Here is an 18,232-nt window from a genome sequence, read left to right as displayed (position 1 = left end):
GCCTCCACAAATTCTATAAATCATTTTATTTATCAATCATACGGTCTGTACTATGAAAAATGTGTTAAACGTTAAGATTTTCTCTGTACCGATTCATCTATATTGCCAAGCTTAATAAAGTTACAAGCTCTTTAAAACAATGTTAAACTCAATCACTATGGCAAAAACAGTTGACGTATTACTATCACTTCCAATTGATCAGTTATTTTCATATGCAATTGAGGAAAATACTGAGATTTTACTTGGAGATTACGTAGTGGTGCCATTTGGCAAAAAACGCTTAATCGGAATAGTTTGGAAATACAGTGATAAAAGTAACCGAGAATTAAAATTTATTGAGCAAAAAATCGATTTACCAAATATTAGACCAAAATTGATTGCATTTGCAGAGTGGGTTGCACAATACAATTTAATACCTATTGGTATGCTTGCCAAAGTGATAATGGGAGGAGTGTTAAAAGTAAATCACATAGATAAATTGGTTTGTGTTGAACAAAAGCAGGAAACAAGTGAAATAAGTTGCCAATTAAGCCCTGAACAGCAGATAGCTAGTGATAAAATAATCAGCAATTTGAACGAGTATTCAGTGACTTTGCTTGACGGTGAGACAGGATCTGGAAAAACGGAAGTTTATCTCTCTGTGATTGCACAATTGATTAAGAATTACACTGCCGTTCCAAATGCTGCTCAGACTTTACCATCCCAGTGCCCAGAGACACAACTGTACGAACATTGTGATTTGGGTCTACCAAGAGGGTGTCATCCGAGTAGCCTGACACTGGGATCCAGTTTTTCATATAACCTCATTACAAATGTTTATTTTAACTTAAAACCAATACCTAATTTACAATCAAAATTCCTGGATTCCAGTGTCAAGCACTGGAATGACACCTTTATACTCAAGGCAAAACCCACTGTAACATTTAGCATACCGTCTTTGCCACGTACTAGTATGACACCAGAATATGTTGAAATGACATCAGGAGAAGGTAATACACAAATTTTAATCCTCCTACCTGAAATTGTTTTAACTTCACAATTGGTAAATCGTGTTCGCGGTCAGATATCAAAAAACTTAGTTGAATGGCACTCAGGGCTCACTCCAAAAACTCGCCGGAATAATTGGCTCAATATAGCAAATGGAAATGCGCAGATAATTATTGGTGCACGGTCAGCGCTTTTTTTGCCTTATAAAAACCTAAAATTGATTATCGTTGATGAAGAGCACGACTCATCTTTTAAACAAGAACAGGGAATTATATATAATGCTCGAGATATGGCGATAATCTTAGCCAAATTTGAAAATATTCCGATTATTTTATCATCAGCTACTCCACTGCTTGAAACGATTCATCATGTTAAAAACGGGAATTACAATCATGTAAAGCTAACTAAACGATTTGGTGGTGCAGAATTGCCACTCATTAAAGTAGTAGATATGAGGAACAACAAGCAATGGATCTCCTCTGAGCTTTTTGAAAGCATCAAACAAACCATAGAGAAAAAACAGCAGGTTATGCTTTTTCTAAACCGCAGAGGGTATGCACAACTGGCAGTTTGTAAAAAGTGTGGATATAAAATTTCCTGCTTAAATTGTGCTGTTTGGCTTACATATCACAAGAAAAAAAATGCTCTTTTGTGCCACCACTGCTCTTATCAATTGAAACTTCCAGAAAAATGCTCTAATTGCCAAAGTGAACAGCCGTTGTCCCTCTACGGCATAGGAATTGAAAAGTTACTTGAAGAAATGGTGAAATTAATACCAAACGCAAAAACTGCGATGATAAGCAGCGATCAAAAGTCGGTTAGTAACGTAATTGACTTAGTGTTGAAAGAAGAGGTGAACATTATAATCGGCACACAAATAATTGCTAAAGGGCACAATTTTCCCAAATTAACTTTGGTTGGAGTAATGAATGCAGATTTGAGCCTCGAAAATTCTGATTTGAGAGCAGCGGAAAAGACGTATCAATTATTGCACCAAGTTGCAGGCAGGTCAGGAAGGTTTAATGAAAAAGGAATGGTAATAGTGCAAACCAATAACCCTGAAAGTTCAATAATAAAAGCATTGCTGCATCAAAAAAGGGACTCATTTTATGAAATTGAACTTAAGTCAAGACGTGAAGCCAAAATGCCACCATTTAGCAGATTAATAGCGCTTATCATTTGTGGTAAGAATCAGATTGCAACACAAAAAGCAGCGAATGAAATAGTAAAATCTCTTCTTTGTCATCCAAGTAGCTTAACTACTTGTATCCAGGAAAAAAATGTAGGTGTAGACAAAAAGGAATTTGAAATTCTTGGCCCATCACCAGCAGCGATAAATTTTTTAAATAATAAGTATCGGTATAGGGTATTATTAAAAATACACAATAAACACAGTTTATCTATACAAAAAAAGCTGAAATATTGGATTAAAAATTGTAACTTGAATTCGAGTATTGCAGTGATAATAGATGTTGATCCTGTGAGTTTTTTTTAACGAGTTCCGTTAAGCCTTCTTGCCAATTACCACAACATTCTCACTGGGAAAAAAATAATCAGGTACAACCATATTTTTTGGTGCAGGACCCCCAATCACTCGGCCTGATGTATCATAATATGAACCGTGGCAAGGACAGAACCAACCATTACCATCTCTTGTAGCGTGGTCAACCGGTACACACCCAAGATGTGTACATATTCCGATCATGATTAACCATTCGTCTTTTCCTTCGTATACTCTCTGCTCATCTAATTGAGGATCCCTCAAGCTCTTCACATTCACAGCTCTTGCAGCCTCAATTTCTTGCTTTGTGCGTCTACGAATGAATACTGGTTTACCTTGCCACTTTACTTTTACTCCATGTCCTTCCTGAATTCCAGACAAATTCACTTCCACTGTGGAAGTTGCTAGAACTTCAGCAGAAGGATTCATAGATTTAACCAGTGGCCAAAGTCCACTTGCAGCTCCTATACCTGCCATAGCGCATGTAGTTAATGTTATAAAATCTCTCCTACTCTTATTTTTAGTAAGATCTTTAACAGGAGGTGTTTTTTTATCCTCTTTGTCTGCCAGTGGTTTTTTATTTTTAGTTAAATTTTTGTCCATTGATCTTTACTTAGCCATAAGTATATATTTTAATTTAAATACTGCGTATTAATCAACAAAAACTTGCGCTTTTTGTTTAACCTGTACTACAGTTGAGAAGAGATAGAGTTTTCAACTTCAGAAATACTATCTTCAGTGGAATCAGGATCTTCAATTTTCGCTACTGACACCACCTTTTCTCTACTTTCTGTTTTAAATAGAGTTACTCCCTGAGTGCTACGTCCTGCAATCCTGATATCATTTACTGAAATACGAATTAACTTTCCTTTATCTGTAATAAGCATTATATTATCACCCTGCTCAACTGGAAAACTAGCAATAACATTACCATTTCTGCTAGTAGTAAGAATATTGGTGATACCAACACCACCCCTGTTAGTTATTCTATACTCATACGCAGAAGTTCTTTTACCAAAGCCATTTTCAGTAATAGTTAATATAAACTCCTCATTCACTGCAAGTTTTAAGAATAATTCGTTATCTATTCCTAAATCATTTAAAGTCTTTTCCAATTTAGAATCAATGGAGTTATTAATTGCAGTTCCCAGTCTTTTTGCAAGTGGAACTTTTAAGTAAAGTTCTTTTGTTTCTGTTGCTACACCTATCCCATTTAATATGGTCATGGATATCACGCTGTCACTCTTTGCAAGTTTGATACCTCTTACGCCATCTGAATTGCGACTTTTAAATTGACGCACATCACTTACAACAAATCTGATACTTTTGCCGAATCTTGTTGAAAGAAAAACATGATCAATTGCATTGCATACTTTAACCGATATTAATTTGTCTCCTTCATCGAGCTTTATTGCTATTTTTCCATTGCTTGGAATATAGTGAAAGTCCGCTAAAGAGTTACGCCTTATGTTTCCATGAGCAGTAGCAAAAACTATGTTTTGATTTTCGTCATTTTCACTTGGCAATGGCATGATATTAGTTATAGTTTCACCATCGCTAAGCGGAAATATGTTAACAAGTGCTCTTCCACGTGCAGTTGGTTCTGCAAGAGGCAACTTATAAACTTTTAATCTATAAACTCGACCAATATTAGAAAAGAATAAGAGGCTAGTGTGGGTATTCCCAGCAAATAATTTTGTGATTACATCCTCTTCTTTTAATCCTTGTCCTAGCTTTCCTTTTCCACCACGACGCTGAGTTCTGTAGTGAGAAAGCTTCACACGCTTGATATAACCATTCATAGTTACGGTTATCACCATATCCTCTTGTGGAATTAGATCTTCAGCTTCAATGTCCGTATCTGATTCCTCTATTGAAGTTTTTCGCGGCACAGCAAATCTGTTCTTTATTTCTTGTAGATTGTTTTTTATTTCCTTCATCAACTTCTCTTCTGAGCCAAGAAAAGCGATATATTCTTTTATCAGGTTGATCATTGAACTTAGCTCAGCTTCTAATTTGTCTTTTTCAAGGCCTGTTAAACGCTGCAGTTTCATATCAAGGATAGCTTTAATTTGTAGCTCAGTTAATCTATACACTCCATCTTTCAAAAAGCTTGCGCTATCTGAAATCAACTCGATGATAGTGTTGATTTCATTCGAAGTTTTCCATTCTTTATTTAAAAGTTCTCTACTTGCTTCCGCAGGATCTTTTGCACCGCGGATGATTTTTATCACTTCATCTATGCTGAGGACCGCAATGTAGAGCCCTATATATATATGAGCTTTTTCTCTCGTTTTTCTTAGACGAAATTCTGTTCTCCTGATTAACACTTCTTTTCTAAAGTCAACAAAAGCAGCTATGATTTCTTTTAACGACATCAAAGCAGGTCTGTTGTTATTGAGTACTAAAGTGTTAACACTAAAACTACTTCTTAGTGGAGTTAGTCCCAATATTTGATTAAGTATAAAACTTGCTTCAGCATTTCTTCTGAGGTCAATTACTACTCTAATACCAGACTTATCGGACTCATCCCTAATTTCTGTTATGCCATCAATTCTTTTTTCTTTTACAAGCTCACCTATCTTCTCAATTAATTTTACTTTATTTACCTGGTAAGGTATTTCATCAATCACTATTGCTTGCCTATCTTGTGGCAGGTCTTCTATGTGAGTCTTGCCTTGCACAACAATTGATCCACGACCAGTTGCAAATGCTGATTTTATTCCAGACCTTCCAAGAATCGTTCCCCCAGTTGGGAAATCCGGCCCTGGCATCACTTCAAGTAACTCATCCAAAGTAACTTCAGAATTATCTACATATAATATACAAGCATCTATTATTTCTCCAAGATTATGAGAAGGAATATTGGTTGCCATACCAACTGCAACACCACTTGCACCGTTTACCAATAGATTCGGAAACTCTGCAGGCAGCACAACTGGTTCTGTTTCATTTCCATCGTAGTTTGGCCTAAAATTAACTGTATCTTCATCAATATCATTCAGTAAAAAGTGTGACACTTTTTGAAGTCTTGCTTCTGTGTATCGCATTGAAGCTGGTGGATCTCCATCTATCGAACCAAAGTTACCTTGCCCATCAATAAGCGGTAAAAGAAGAGAGAAATCTTGAGCCATCCTAACCAAGGAATCGTAAATAGCTGCATCACCATGTGGGTGATATTTCCCCATTACGTCCCCAACTATACGAGCCGCTTTTTTATATGGCTTACCGGCATCGAATCCAGCTCTCGACATTGCATATAATATACGCCTATGAACAGGTTTAAATCCATCCCGCACGTCAGGTATAGCCCTGCTTATGATAACGCTCATTGCGTAGGAAAGATAAGAATCTTCCAGCTCTTTTACTATTGAGATTGGTACTATATTATCCTGCATTTTCTATACTTTAATTGAAGTAATTAATAATACTAACATTCAGTTAAGCAAATGGGCAATGACAGACTTGAACTGCCGACCTCCTCGGTGTAAACGAGATGCTCTACCAGCTGAGCTAATTGCCCCTTTAGATCTAATTCTATAGCTCAATATTATTATTGTAAACAAAAATAGCGATAAATTAGCTTTAGGTAAGCTATAAGCTTTTATGAAATCTTTGGGTGCGTGCTGTGAAGTTTTATAAATTTTAGTCTTGCTGTCACTTTGTATAAAGGTATTTTTTCACTCACATCTTTCGAAGTTGTAGCCATGTTTAACAACTTTAAGTAGAATATTGTAGCATTTTGAAAATCTGAAAGTTTATCTAGAATAACAGCTAAATTATAAGTATAAAAAATATTGTTTTCATCGAGGGAAATAGCAGTTATCATATACTCTTTACCTTTTACATAATCCTCCTTTTTCATATAGATCAGACCTAAATTTGCTAATAAAGGAGCATAATTTTTATGTATATCATACAATTTTAACATTTCACTCAACGCCAGATCAGGATCATATTGTGAGATTATCGTCAGAAAATTTTTTAATATGTAAGGGTTACTAGGGTGTTCTTTTAACAGTCTTGTGTAAATCTCTACAGCTTTTTTGTATTCTTTATTAGCGTAATAAATATTCCCTAGTCCAATCAAAGCATTTTTATGATAAGGAAACTTTGCGGTAATCTGATTAAGGAGAGAAATAGCTGTTTCATTATCTCCTAACTCAAAGGAATCTTTTGCTTTTTTTAAAGTAGAGTATATGTCAAAACTCTTGCCAGAATTCTGCGAAATTTTGATATTAAATTTGTCACTTTTTCTCTCAATAACATCAAGATCTTTATATTTTTTATCAGCTTTTATATGCTTGACAACACTATCAAAGGCCTTCTGTATCTCCAAATTTTCACTAGCATAGGTAACAGAAGACCTCCATAAAATCACAACGCAAATTAACATGCAGATAAACATAGGTCCTAGTGTTGTGGCATTGGCTGCAGCGTGTAACCAGTAAACCTTATTTCTTTTAGCTATGCGCAACACATTACAAATTCATAAATGCTAAATTACCTATCTCATACAATAATAAAGATATTATTAATTAGCGGGACGAATATGCTGTGTAGAACGCACTTATCTTTTGTCTTCTATATTTCGCTTCATTTCCACAAAAATGCTTCGATTTATCTTAACATTTTGTCAACTACCTTTGTAGATTTAAAAGGGCATTTTTACATATTCCATATGGCTGCCAATTGCACCCCTCACATGCGTACTCGAATTTCTCTAAAGACATTTTCTCTCTAATCTTTTTTACTGCCTCATTCCAAGTTAAAGTCTCGCCAATTTTTACTCCTAAAATTTCCATATGCCTTCTATCTAGCTCTAAAACTTTAGCTTGTGTGGTGCATTTACCTTGTTTAGTCTGATTTGGACAAGCACTACAGATACTATCAAGGTTACCAACTACTTCGATTTGAGTACTAATTACTTTGCTTGCTATCTTTTTATAATTTTCTACAAAACCCTGAGAATACCCATATCCCCGAAACGCGAGGGTGCACATGAAATGATGAGGGCGGAATTTTATCATTTTTTCAAATATTGCAAAGCTGCTACAAGTAGAAAAATTTTTATAAAACCAGGAAGGATAAATGGCAAAACACCCACCATTATTGCTTGTCTCAGACCCAAGTAAACAGCAAGCCAACTAACACCACAAATAAAGATTATAACTGTACCAGCCAGACAACTTAAAGAATTACACACAAATGATTTATACTTAGAGTTCAGTAATTCATTTACTTTGCTCATTACCATAACGGCAGCTAAACAGCCAATTAAATATCCACCTGTTGGTCCGAGAAAAATGTGATAACCACCAGAAAAATTCGCAAGAACAGGCAATCCTGCTGCACCAAGTGATAGATATGTAAGCACAGAATAAAATGCTGTTCTGCGGTTAAATTTAAGCCCAATAAGCATTACTCCTAAAGTTTGCAATGTGATAGGCACAGTCTGCAATGGTATGCTTATTTGAGCCATCAAGAATAAAAGTAAAATGCAAGACAATATTTCAGCCAGTGTTGATCTGCTGCTAGATTGTGTTATAAACATACCTTCCCAATAAAAATAACTTATTAAATGTAATATATGTGTATGAGAGGTTTTGCAATTTAAATTTTGCTTATATTGTGCTACAATGAATTATTTATGCACTATTAAATTAAAAATGATGAGTAAACAAGATCTATTATCGTTGATGAAAGCAAGACACAGCGGACGTTCATACGATCCTACAAGAGCAATATCTCAGGAAGACATGGATATTTTAATGGAAGCTGTAAGGCTGACTCCCTCATGTTTTGGTGATGAACCCTGGAGATACGTAATATGCAACAAACAGAACAATCAAAGCGCATGGGAAAAGCTGCTAAATTGCCTTGATGAATCTAATCAAAAATGGGCAAAAGATGCACAAGTGTTAATCATATCTTTAAGTGCTAAAAACTTCCGTAAACAAGGTAAAGGAGAAAATCTTTGGGCTAATCATGATACTGGTGCAGCAAATTATGGACTTATGTTACAAGCTGCAGTTATGAACTTAATGGCCCATCAAATGGGTGGATTTGATAGAGATAAAATAGTGAAAGAGTTCAATATACCCAATGACTTTAACGTAATGTCAGTGATAGCGGTTGGTTACGAAGAAGAGGGCGCTGAAACAAGTAAGAAAAAAAGGAGACCAATAGAAGAAATGTTTTTTTATGATGAGTGGCCAAGGTCCTGAAAATTTTATCAAAATGCACGGAACTGGTAACAACTTCGTTATCATAGACTCACGTTCAGCAAATGATTTAAATTGGAACTATAAAAAAATTGCTAACCAAAACGGTTGCGATCAAGTCATAGTGATAACAAACTCCAGTTTAGCCGATTGCTTTATGCATATCTATAATGCTGATGGTAGCAAAGCTGAAATGTGCGGAAATGCAGCACGTTGCGTTGGATATTTGCTAATGTCAGAAAAAGGTACTGAGTATATCACTATTGAGCTGGTAAACAAACGCATTTTAGAGTGTTTTAAAGTGGGTGATAAATCCATAAAGGTTAACATGGGTAAACCTTTGCTAAAATGGCATGAAATTCCCTTATCTACTGAGTGTGACACTCTTTACTTACCTATAGAGCTTGAAATGCTAAAAGAGCCCGTTGCAGTAAATATTGGTAATCCTCACATAGTTTTTTTTGTTGATAACGTAAATGAAATACCATTGCAAAGTTTAGGACCAAAGCTGGAAAATTACGTATTATTTCCTCAGAAAATTAATATTAGTATTGCACAAGTTGAAAAGTCTGGAGAAATAACTTTAAGAGTTTGGGAAAGAGGTACAGGCATTACTGCATCATGCGGTAGTGCAGCCTGTGCGGCACTTGTTGCATCCACACTACGTGGATATCTGACTGCCCAACAGACTTCAGTAGATTTACCAGGAGGTAAGTTATTAATCGAATGGGCAAATAACGTATTCATGACCGGTGATATAGGATTTTTGTAACCCTAATTCTAGTGATGCATTACTTCCAAAACTTTTTTACCAATCACCGCAGGAGTCTCTGCAATTGCAATTCCAGCACTTCGCATAACTTCTAGTTTTGCACCAGCACTTCCACCGCTGGAAGAGATGATTGCTCCAGCGTGTCCCATACGTCTTCCTGGAGGTGCCGTTTGGCCTGCTACAAAACCAACGATTGGCTTTTTAGTTTTTTCTGTTTTCACAAAATGTGATACATCTTCTTCTTCGTTTCCACCTATTTCACCAATAACTACAATACCATGAGTATCGTTATCTTTTAAAAAGAGCTCCATACAGTCGACAAATGTCATACCATGAACTGGATCTCCCCCAATTCCGATACATGTGGATTGACCAAGACCAACAGCGGTTGTTTGTGCTACTGCTTCGTAAGTTAAAGTTCCAGAGCGAGACATAATTCCTATGTGTCCACGCTTATGGATATGACCAGGCATAATTCCTATTTTGCATTCTTCAGGTGTAATAATTCCCGGGCAGTTAGGACCAATCAATCGACTTTTTGAGCCGATAAGCGCACGCTTAACTTTCACCATATCAAGTATAGGAATGCCCTCTGTAATACAAATTATCAATTCTATTTTTGCATCTATTGCTTCAAGTATTGCAGCAGCAGCAAATTTAGCAGGTACATATATAACTGTAGCATTTGCACCGGTTTTTTCTTTGGCTTCTGCTACAGTATTAAAAACCGGTAAATTAAGGTGAGTGCTCCCACCCTTTCCAGGAGTTACACCGCCAACCATTTTCGTCCCGTAGTCAATAGCTTGCTCTGAATGAAACGTACCTTGTGCACCAGTAAAACCCTGGCATATTAATCTTGTATCTTTATTTACTAAAACGGACATGCTTTATTTTACCTCTTTTACTATCTTTTGTGCAGCATCACCCAGTTCATCTGCAGCAATAATATTTAATCCCGACTCTTCTAAAATTTTTTTTCCTTCTTCAAAATTAGTACCTGATAATCTAACCACTAGAGGAACTTTAATGCTCATTTCTTTTGCAGCAGCAACAATTCCACTTGCAATAATATCGCAACGCATTATACCACCAAATATGTTAACCAGAATTCCTTTTACGTTGCTATCAGACAATATAATTTTAAATGCTTCAGTTACAGTTTCTTTACTCGCTCCACCACCAACATCCAAAAAGTTAGCAGGCTCTGCTCCGTAGTATTTTATTATATCCATTGTTGCCATAGCAAGACCTGCACCATTTACCATGCAACCAATACTGCCATCCATTTTGATGTAACTGAGCCCATACTTTGAAGCCTCTATCTCTTCTTTCACTTCTTCATCATAATCACGAAGTTCCATAATTTCTGGTTGACGATATAAAGCATTATCATCGAAATTAATTTTCGCATCGAGCGCAATAAAATCTCCAGAATTTGTTTCAACCAGTGGATTAATTTCAATTTGGCTCGCATCAGTTGCAATAAACGCATCATATATATTTTTTGCAACATTTGTTATTTTTTCTATTTGTTCTGAACTCAAATTAAAACTGCTGCTCAACTTGCTGCTATCAAAGCTTGTAGCAGAATCAATATCAAATTTCACAATTTTTGCGGGAGAATTTTTCGCCACTTCTTCAATGTCCATTCCACCTTCTGAGGAAAATATGAATATTGGCCTACTGAGCTTCGGGTCGATTACCAGGCTTAAATAATACTCTTTCTTAATGCTTGAGCCTTCTTCAACGTATACTTTTCTTACTTGCTGCCCGCTTGGCCCTGTTTGATGAGTAACTAAAGTCATACCAATCATGTCCTTTACAAACTGTTGAGCTTCTTCAGCTGACTTTGCTAGCTTTACGCCACCGGCTTTACCCCTACCACCTGCATGAATTTGAGCTTTAACTACAAACACGTCAGATTTTAATTGACTTACTTGAGTCTTTACTTCTTCCGCAGATGTAGCAACAAAACCTTTTGGCACTGGGACATTAAATTTATGTAAAACTTCTTTCGCTTGATATTCGTGAATATTCATAAAATAACCAATGATAAACTATTAACTTGAGTATAAACTACCAACCATAACGCTGCCTTCTGCACTCTTGTTGGTACCTCTTTTTTTTAGCTTCAGCTTTCTTTTTAGCTCTTTTTTCTGATTTTTTTTCATGATATTGTTTTTTCATTTTCAACCCTCTTCCTTCCTTTTGAATTGTTTTTTTCAATACTGGAAGAGCTCTGTCTACATCACCATAATGGACTGATACTTCTATCAAACTCTATACCTCCTTCGGTAATCATTTCAAAATCTATTTATAAATTAGAAAATTAACATTGTCAATTATTTTATAAACTTGAGCGTTAAAATGTAATATGCCGTAATTTACATGACAAATGATGTCATTCCAGTGTCCGCTACTTGCTTACTGATGGAGATTGCTCTTATGTTACAGCGTTCTTACAATTATACTAACATCGGGGCGGAGAGATTTGAACTCCCGACCCTTTGGTCCCAAACCAAATGCGCTACCAGGCTGCGCTACGCCCCGACTTCTTTACTCAGAGTATCAATAACTCAGGCAAAATGCAAGATTCATTTGTTTACTTTAGAAAAAATATAATACGAGATTTAATATTATCTTAGAATATGTTTTTTATTAGCTACTCTTTAACAACAGACTGCTTCGTAGAGCATACGCGTCAAGTTAAGGAAATAAAGGTATGAAAGAGATAGAATAATAAGGTATAAGTTCTCCCAGATATACTTTTAGTGAGAGAACCAATGAATAAAATAACTTGCTTATCAAAAAAGCTCAAAGAATTTTTTAATGAAAAAGCAGAGAAAATCTCAATTACAACAAGGTTTATAAAAAGAAAGAGAAAGCTAAAAGGTTCATCATTCGTAAAAGCCATGGTCTTGGGTAATATAGGAGTTGATAATTGTAGCGTAGAAACAATGTGTCAATTACTAAACGAGGACTCGATAGATATAACAAAACAAGGTTTGGATTTTAGATTTACTGAAGAAGCAGTGGAATTTATGAAAAGGATGTATAATGAATCTGTGATTCTCTTTAAAAATATCTTGCAAGTTGATTGCAAAATCTTACAGCAATTTAATAGTGTTAAATTATTGGACAGTAGCTATATTACTCTACCTAACAGTATGGAAGAGATGTATAAAGGTTATGGTACTAGCTACAGTGGCTATGAAAGCAATACTAAGTCTGGAATAAAGTTACAATTAGTTTTCGACTACATGAATCAGATAATAGACCAACTTAATTTAACGGAGGGGGTAAGATCAGACCAGGGATATAGGAAACATTTAAGTAATATATTAAGCAATGATTTGCTAATATCTGATCTCGGTTATTTTGTGCCAAGTTCTTTTAAACAAATCAATGAAATAGGAGCTTATTTCATAAGTCGTTATAAATCCGATACCAACATATATGATGTAGAAACAAATCAAAAAATGGAGTTATTAGAATGTTTAGAGGATAAGTTATTTTTAGAAAACGAGGTATTGTTAGGAAAAGAAGCAAAAATTAGAGTAAGAATTATATGTCAGAAACTAACTGAAGAACAGTCTATGGCCAGAAGAAGGAAAGCTAATAGATTAGCAAGATCGCAGGGATATACATCCTCTAAAAGAAATCAAAAATTGTTGAACTGGTCAATATTTATAACTAATGTTTCAGAAAATAAAATTAGTGCTGAGCAAGTATTAACGATTTACAGAGTAAGGTGGCAAATTGAGTTATTATTTAAATTGTATAAAAGCCATATCAGGCTTGATAAGCTAAAAGGAAAGCCATGCAGAGTATTATGTGAACTATATGCTAAATTGTGCGCAATTCTTATATTTCACGGCATAGTTGGTTGCACAGAAGTGAAAAAGAATACAGAACTTAGCTTAACAAAGGCATTTATTGAGCTAAAAAGGCGGGTTAGAGAGTTATTTTTAGTATTAACCAAAATTAATAGTTTAAAAGCATTTCTTAAAAAACTCACTATAACTTGGTCGCGATTTTCATTAAAAGACAAACGTAGAAGGGCTAGAGTATCCACTTTAACCTCTCTAAATTTGCTCACAATCTCTTAACTTGACGCGTATGGCTTCGTAGAGAGTCTACAGAGTTTTTGTGCGCGCAACACTGAACCAGATTTCTTTATCTTAGCCATATTTAAAAATCTAGCTACACCAATTGGTGAAAGTTAGTGCAGCAACCACAGCGGTATCGACTCTTAAAATTCTTTTTCCTAGACTCAATTTTTGACAAAACTTATCGGCAAGATCAAGTTCATAAGATGAAAAACCACCTTCAGGGCCAACAATAATAGCAACATTTTTCTTACCTTTCAGCACTTTATCAGCTTTACCTGTTTCATCACATAAAACAAAATTTTTACTCTTGGAATCAGGTAATTCGCAAAAGTTAATAGGAGGCAAAATCTCTGGTATACTTATCCTACCGGATTGTTCCGCTGCTTCGATTGCTTGTAATTTTGCTCTACTTAGGTTAATATTTTTTACCACTGTACGTTCCGTTGAAATAAATTGAATGCAGATTACTCCCATTTCAGTTGCCTGTCTTACTATGTTGTTCAAAGCAGCACTTTTTACCATGGCACAATACAGGTATAAATTTTCCTCATATTGCTGTTGTTTAGTGCATTCTTTGGGTGTAACTTCTGTCAATTTACGCGATATATTAACTACTTCTCCTAACCATTCTCCATCTTTTCCATTAAAAAGAGAGAGATTATCATACTTCTTAAGCCGCATTACATTGCAAATATAGTGACTTTGTTGTGGATTAAGTGCTAAACTCACGCCTTGTGATAAAGCTTCTTCAACATAGAGCCTAATTTTTCCCATTCAAAACTTTAATTATATTCTACTTGAGTGACTCTTACGGGATTTGAACCCGTGTTACCACCGTGAAAGGGTGGTGTCCTAACCACTAGACGAAAGAGTCAACTTGAATCTAACTAGGTTATATCGATTACATATATAAAGTCAATTCAATTATTTTGAATCACATAGTTAGAGGGATATATCAGTAATCTTATATCGACAGCCTCCTATTACTCCATGCTCAATACTCACTGAACCTATCTCAGATTTAGGAGCTAATTCTAATTGTTGTTCAACTTTTGTATCGGAATCATAGCCAGAATCGTAGCCAGAATCTCTACGCTCATATTTCTGCCTTATTTCTTCTACACTAAAGCTAGCCTTGGTCTTAATTTTTTGATCATTAGTCTGTTGCTGACTTATCGACTTATTAGCACTTAGCTCATTTAGCTTCACTTGCCAATCATTCACTTTATCTTGCACTAACCCATGGCAAGTTCCAGAATTAGCTTTTATGTCTTTTGCTTTTCTTTCTGCTCTTTTCTTGGACAAATCTACCCTAGCATAAATAGGTTCTGACGACTGTTCTGGCTCTTTCTGTTTTAGGCTAGTAGGCTTTTTTGTTCTGAAAGATCATCTATAGTGCAATAAATAGGTTCTTCTGATATACTCAAATAACCACTATCTTCCAATGATAAATTTTCAGTGGATTTTTTATGTGAATCATATATTTCAGCATAAATAGATTCTTCTGATACACTCAAATAACCATTCTCCCCTAATGAGTTACTAACCTTAGCATCATACACCTCAGCGTAAATTGGCTCTTTTGAAGGCAAAGCATCATAATTAGTGCTCTTTGGCTTATACTCAAAAGTTCTAGAAGGTTTTTGAGGTGGTATTACATTGTTGTTCACCTCAGCGTACATAGTTATTGGCTCATATTCAGAGGTTCTAGGAGGTTTTTGTTGTATAGCTTCAACATTCAAATCATCTGTAGAATAATACTCTGCGCCTTTTCCTAGTAAAAAGGAAACTGTGGGGTGAAGAATTATCTCTGCTGGTAAGTTTTTCTCACTATCCAATTTTAGATTTTTTGATTCTGCTAAACTCTCAATAACACGAATTATAACATTCTTTCCATTCTCATCTATTGAGTGGATATCAGCTCCACGATTAATCAGCAATTCCATTATTTTGTGATCTGTAGCATGTCCTAAAGCCTGATTTAAAGCTTGATTATTATTTATATCAAATGATCCTGTATTCTTGAGCATACGCGTCAAGTTAAGGAAATAAAGGTATGAAAGAGATAGAATAATAAGGTATAAGTTCTCCCAGATATACTTTTAGTGAGAGAACCAATGAATAAAATAACTTGCTTATCAAAAAAGCTCAAAGAATTTTTTAATGAAAAAGCAGAGAAAATCTCAATTACAACAAGGTTTATAAAAAGAAAGAGAAAGCTAAAAGGTTCATCATTCGTAAAAGCCATGGTCTTGGGTAATATAGGAGTTGATAATTGTAGCGTAGAAACAATGTGTCAATTACTAAACGAGGACTCGATAGATATAACAAAACAAGGTTTGGATTTTAGATTTACTGAAGAAGCAGTGGAATTTATGAAAAGGATGTATAATGAATCTGTGATTCTCTTTAAAAATATCTTGCAAGTTGATTGCAAAATCTTACAGCAATTTAATAGTGTTAAATTATTGGACAGTAGCTATATTACTCTACCTAACAGTATGGAAGAGATGTATAAAGGTTATGGTACTAGCTACAGTGGCTATGAAAGCAATACTAAGTCTGGAATAAAGTTACAATTAGTTTTCGACTACATGAATCAGATAATAGACCAACTTAATTTAACGGAGGGGGTAAGATCAGACCAGGGATATAGGAAACATTTAAGTAATATATTAAGCAATGATTTGCTAATATCTGATCTCGGTTATTTTGTGCCAAGTTCTTTTAAACAAATCAATGAAATAGGAGCTTATTTCATAAGTCGTTATAAATCCGATACCAACATATATGATGTAGAAACAAATCAAAAAATGGAGTTATTAGAATGTTTAGAGGATAAGTTATTTTTAGAAAACGAGGTATTGTTAGGAAAAGAAGCAAAAATTAGAGTAAGAATTATATGTCAGAAACTAACTGAAGAACAGTCTATGGCCAGAAGAAGGAAAGCTAATAGATTAGCAAGATCGCAGGGATATACATCCTCTAAAAGAAATCAAAAATTGTTGAACTGGTCAATATTTATAACTAATGTTCCAGAAAATAAAATTAGTGCTGAGCAAGTATTAACGATTTACAGAGTAAGGTGGCAAATTGAGTTATTATTTAAATTGTATAAAAGCCATATCAGGCTTGATAAGCTAAAAGGAAAGCCATGCAGAGTATTATGTGAACTATATGCTAAATTGTGCGCAATTCTTATATTTCACGGCATAGTTGGTTGCACAGAAGTGAAAAAGAATACAGAACTTAGCTTAACAAAGGCATTTATTGAGCTAAAAAGGCGGGTTAGAGAGTTATTTTTAGTATTAACCAAAATTAATAGTTTAAAAGCATTTCTTAAAAAACTCACTATAACTTGGTCGCGATTTTCATTAAAAGACAAACGTAGAAGGGCTAGAGTATCCACTTTAACCTCTCTAAATTTGCTCACAATCTCTTAACTTGACGCGTATGGTTGAAACTGCAGTGTCCCAGCTCTGAGTGACATATGAGAGACTATCAGAAAAATTTCTATAGCGCTTCAGCCACTCTCGTTTAATTATACCACTTGAAAGTGGCAGAGGGTTTTGTTGATATTGTGCAGCAAAAGCGTAACTTCCAAGTTCAACCTTTATCATCTCAACTTCTTCTTTTCCTCCATCGAGGGGATATAGCAACTGACCTTCTTCTCTTGAGTATAATATTACGGGTGGTGTCATTCTAGCACTTGATGCTGTAATCCAGCTTTTGTACTCATTTGTAGTTACTCGGGTGACAGGAACAAGAAAAGGAGGCGCTGGCTTTTTGATTGAATAGATAATCTCCTTATTTTCAGATATCATCGGTAAACAAGTATGGTTCCATATGTTTTTCGGTTTGGAGAGAAGGTGCCCGGTTAAATCTTCTTGATGTAGCCTATGCATCACAAGAACAATTACTCCTTTTTTTCTATTGTTGAGCCTGGCTACTAAAGTCTGGTCAAACCAATTTGTAGCACGCTTTCTAAACGTTTCACTCAAAGCTTGGGCGGGACTCAGTGGATCATCCACGATGATGAAATCACCACCTTCACCTGTTAACGTCCCTCCAACGGACGTTGCAATTCTGTATCCTCTCTGCACTGTTTGAAATTTGTATTTGGTATTCTGATCTTTGGATAGTCCTACCTCTGGAAACAGCTCTCTATACCAACTAGACTGCATTATGCATCTTGTATCGAGCGAGTGCTTTTCGCTAAGCAGCCGAGAGTAGCTTGCAACTATTATTCTTGCAGTTGGCTGATTTCCCAGTATCCATGCGGGCCACGCAACACTAGCGCACAGGGACTTCATTGAACGCGGAGGCATATTGAATATTATTCGCCTCATTTTGCCAACATTTGCCGCTTCAAGTCTGTCTGCTATGACTTTTATATACTGATAATCATTATACTCACACCCCGGCACTACCGTTTGAAAACACAGTTCAATGAATTTTAGAAAGTTCATGATATAATGTTGAAACCAACGCGTGACGCTGGGATGACAAAAAAAGGAGCACTGAAGGCTATAGGTGAGACGTTGCGGTATCTCTAGATCCCGCTAACAACTTACTATTACCCATAAGTATATAAATAGTAAAAAAGCTGATATTTTACTAATTCAACTTTCTATTA

At 35.4% G+C, this 18,232-nt stretch carries 16 protein-coding genes, 3 tRNA genes and 1 pseudogene; 5 read left to right on the top strand and 15 right to left on the bottom strand.

Annotated features, from left to right (window positions below; translation table 11 throughout):
- Nucleotides 1-139: 139 nt before the first annotated feature.
- Entirely contained in the window at nt 140-2,482 is a 2,343-nt protein-coding gene (gene priA / locus OM961_RS07070) for a replication restart helicase PriA (protein WP_264339713.1), read from the top strand.
- A gap of 9 nt (nt 2,483-2,491) precedes the next feature.
- Here the strand turns inward: priA and petA are convergent, their stop codons facing one another.
- From petA to OM961_RS07040, 6 genes are all read right to left on the bottom strand, one after another.
- Nucleotides 2,492-3,091, bottom strand: coding sequence for a ubiquinol-cytochrome c reductase iron-sulfur subunit (gene petA, locus OM961_RS07065; protein ID WP_182309809.1), 600 nt, complete (start codon nt 3,089-3,091; stop codon nt 2,492-2,494).
- 86 nt (nt 3,092-3,177) lie between these two features.
- A complete protein-coding gene (gene gyrA, locus OM961_RS07060) occupies nt 3,178-5,886 on the bottom strand; it encodes a DNA topoisomerase (ATP-hydrolyzing) subunit A (protein ID WP_264339712.1) in 2,709 nt (902 codons plus the stop codon).
- 52 nt (nt 5,887-5,938) lie between these two features.
- Nucleotides 5,939-6,011: transfer RNA gene (locus tag OM961_RS07055), tRNA-Val, on the bottom strand.
- 81 nt (nt 6,012-6,092) lie between these two features.
- Nucleotides 6,093-6,968 carry a tetratricopeptide repeat protein gene (locus tag OM961_RS07050; protein ID WP_264339711.1) on the bottom strand — a complete coding sequence of 292 codons (876 nt, stop codon included), beginning with the start codon at nt 6,966-6,968 and terminating at the stop codon, nt 6,093-6,095.
- A gap of 160 nt (nt 6,969-7,128) precedes the next feature.
- The gene (locus OM961_RS07045; protein WP_319606716.1) at nt 7,129-7,518 is read right to left on the bottom strand and encodes a DUF1284 domain-containing protein; all 390 of its coding nucleotides are present in this window, start codon (nt 7,516-7,518) and stop codon (nt 7,129-7,131) included.
- Nucleotides 7,515-8,042: a biotin transporter BioY gene (locus OM961_RS07040; protein ID WP_264339709.1), complete on the bottom strand. Its 528-nt coding sequence runs from the start codon at nt 8,040-8,042 to the stop codon at nt 7,515-7,517. The genes OM961_RS07045 and OM961_RS07040 overlap by 4 nt, the downstream gene beginning before the upstream one ends.
- Before the next feature lie 85 nt (nt 8,043-8,127).
- Here OM961_RS07040 and OM961_RS07035 point away from each other — a divergent pair, with 85 nt between their 5' ends.
- Both OM961_RS07035 and dapF read left to right on the top strand, forming a co-directional pair.
- Entirely contained in the window at nt 8,128-8,715 is a 588-nt protein-coding gene (locus OM961_RS07035; RefSeq protein ID WP_151807513.1) for a nitroreductase family protein, read from the top strand.
- Entirely contained in the window at nt 8,696-9,484 is a 789-nt protein-coding gene (gene dapF, locus OM961_RS07030; protein ID WP_264339734.1) for a diaminopimelate epimerase, read from the top strand. The genes OM961_RS07035 and dapF overlap by 20 nt, the downstream gene beginning before the upstream one ends.
- Before the next feature lie 8 nt (nt 9,485-9,492).
- On the opposite strand, the gene sucD is transcribed toward dapF, so the two are convergent.
- The 4 genes from sucD to OM961_RS07010 all read right to left on the bottom strand — a co-directional run bounded on the left by sucD (nt 9,493) and on the right by OM961_RS07010 (nt 12,034).
- Nucleotides 9,493-10,368, bottom strand: coding sequence for a succinate--CoA ligase subunit alpha (gene sucD, locus OM961_RS07025; protein WP_264339708.1), 876 nt, complete (start codon nt 10,366-10,368; stop codon nt 9,493-9,495).
- A 3-nt stretch (nt 10,369-10,371) separates the two neighbouring features.
- Nucleotides 10,372-11,523, bottom strand: a complete 1,152-nt coding sequence (gene sucC, locus OM961_RS07020) for an ADP-forming succinate--CoA ligase subunit beta (RefSeq protein WP_264339707.1) — start codon at nt 11,521-11,523, stop codon at nt 10,372-10,374.
- Nucleotides 11,524-11,560: 37 nt separating this feature from the next.
- Entirely contained in the window at nt 11,561-11,761 is a 201-nt protein-coding gene (gene rpsU / locus OM961_RS07015; RefSeq protein WP_006279819.1) for a 30S ribosomal protein S21, read from the bottom strand.
- A 199-nt stretch (nt 11,762-11,960) separates the two neighbouring features.
- Nucleotides 11,961-12,034 (bottom strand) — tRNA-Pro (locus OM961_RS07010).
- Between the two features lie 233 nt (nt 12,035-12,267).
- Here OM961_RS07010 and OM961_RS07005 point away from each other — a divergent pair.
- Nucleotides 12,268-13,593: an IS4 family transposase gene (locus OM961_RS07005; protein ID WP_264339146.1), complete on the top strand. Its 1,326-nt coding sequence runs from the start codon at nt 12,268-12,270 to the stop codon at nt 13,591-13,593.
- 90 nt (nt 13,594-13,683) lie between these two features.
- On the opposite strand, the gene OM961_RS07000 is transcribed toward OM961_RS07005, so the two are convergent.
- From OM961_RS07000 to OM961_RS06985, 4 genes are all read right to left on the bottom strand, one after another.
- The gene (locus OM961_RS07000) at nt 13,684-14,370 is read right to left on the bottom strand and encodes a 16S rRNA (uracil(1498)-N(3))-methyltransferase (protein WP_264339706.1); all 687 of its coding nucleotides are present in this window, start codon (nt 14,368-14,370) and stop codon (nt 13,684-13,686) included.
- A gap of 28 nt (nt 14,371-14,398) precedes the next feature.
- A tRNA-Glu gene (locus tag OM961_RS06995) sits at nt 14,399-14,470 on the bottom strand.
- Between the two features lie 68 nt (nt 14,471-14,538).
- Nucleotides 14,539-14,901 (bottom strand): hypothetical protein, encoded by a 363-nt coding sequence (locus tag OM961_RS06990; RefSeq protein ID WP_264339705.1) that lies wholly within the window; start codon nt 14,899-14,901, stop codon nt 14,539-14,541.
- 50 nt (nt 14,902-14,951) lie between these two features.
- Nucleotides 14,952-15,626, bottom strand: coding sequence for a hypothetical protein (locus OM961_RS06985; RefSeq protein ID WP_264339704.1), 675 nt, complete (start codon nt 15,624-15,626; stop codon nt 14,952-14,954).
- A gap of 87 nt (nt 15,627-15,713) precedes the next feature.
- Here OM961_RS06985 and OM961_RS06980 point away from each other — a divergent pair, with 87 nt between their 5' ends.
- Nucleotides 15,714-17,039: an IS4 family transposase gene (locus OM961_RS06980; RefSeq protein WP_264339118.1), complete on the top strand. Its 1,326-nt coding sequence runs from the start codon at nt 15,714-15,716 to the stop codon at nt 17,037-17,039.
- 12 nt (nt 17,040-17,051) lie between these two features.
- On the opposite strand, the pseudogene OM961_RS06975 reads toward OM961_RS06980, so the two are convergent.
- Nucleotides 17,052-18,065: pseudogene (locus OM961_RS06975) on the bottom strand (phage terminase large subunit); the annotation flags it as partial.
- Nucleotides 18,066-18,232: the final 167 nt, after the last annotated feature.

The organism is Wolbachia endosymbiont (group A) of Cydia splendana (assembly GCF_947179475.1).
Lineage (GTDB): Bacteria > Pseudomonadota > Alphaproteobacteria > Rickettsiales > Anaplasmataceae > Wolbachia > Wolbachia pipientis.
The sequence above is the reverse complement of the archived record's forward strand: the minus strand, read 5'-3'. Positions and strand labels throughout refer to the sequence as shown.

Coding starts and splice junctions, on each gene's coding strand:
- OM961_RS07000 (WP_264339706.1), bottom strand. CDS start 14,370: ATGGGAAAAATTAGGCTCTATGTTGAAGAAGCTTTATCACAAGGCGTG.
- sucC (WP_264339707.1), bottom strand. CDS start 11,523: ATGAATATTCACGAATATCAAGCGAAAGAAGTTTTACATAAATTTAAT.
- OM961_RS07035 (WP_151807513.1), top strand. CDS start 8,128: ATGAATTATTTATGCACTATTAAATTAAAAATGATGAGTAAACAAGAT.
- dapF (WP_264339734.1), top strand. CDS start 8,696: ATGAGTGGCCAAGGTCCTGAAAATTTTATCAAAATGCACGGAACTGGT.
- petA (WP_182309809.1), bottom strand. CDS start 3,091: ATGGACAAAAATTTAACTAAAAATAAAAAACCACTGGCAGACAAAGAG.
- OM961_RS06980 (WP_264339118.1), top strand. CDS start 15,714: ATGAATAAAATAACTTGCTTATCAAAAAAGCTCAAAGAATTTTTTAAT.
- OM961_RS07040 (WP_264339709.1), bottom strand. CDS start 8,042: ATGTTTATAACACAATCTAGCAGCAGATCAACACTGGCTGAAATATTG.
- gyrA (WP_264339712.1), bottom strand. CDS start 5,886: ATGCAGGATAATATAGTACCAATCTCAATAGTAAAAGAGCTGGAAGAT.
- sucD (WP_264339708.1), bottom strand. CDS start 10,368: ATGTCCGTTTTAGTAAATAAAGATACAAGATTAATATGCCAGGGTTTT.
- priA (WP_264339713.1), top strand. CDS start 140: ATGTTAAACTCAATCACTATGGCAAAAACAGTTGACGTATTACTATCA.
- OM961_RS07045 (WP_319606716.1), bottom strand. CDS start 7,518: ATGATAAAATTCCGCCCTCATCATTTCATGTGCACCCTCGCGTTTCGG.
- OM961_RS07005 (WP_264339146.1), top strand. CDS start 12,268: ATGAATAAAATAACTTGCTTATCAAAAAAGCTCAAAGAATTTTTTAAT.
- OM961_RS06985 (WP_264339704.1), bottom strand. CDS start 15,626: ATGCTCAAGAATACAGGATCATTTGATATAAATAATAATCAAGCTTTA.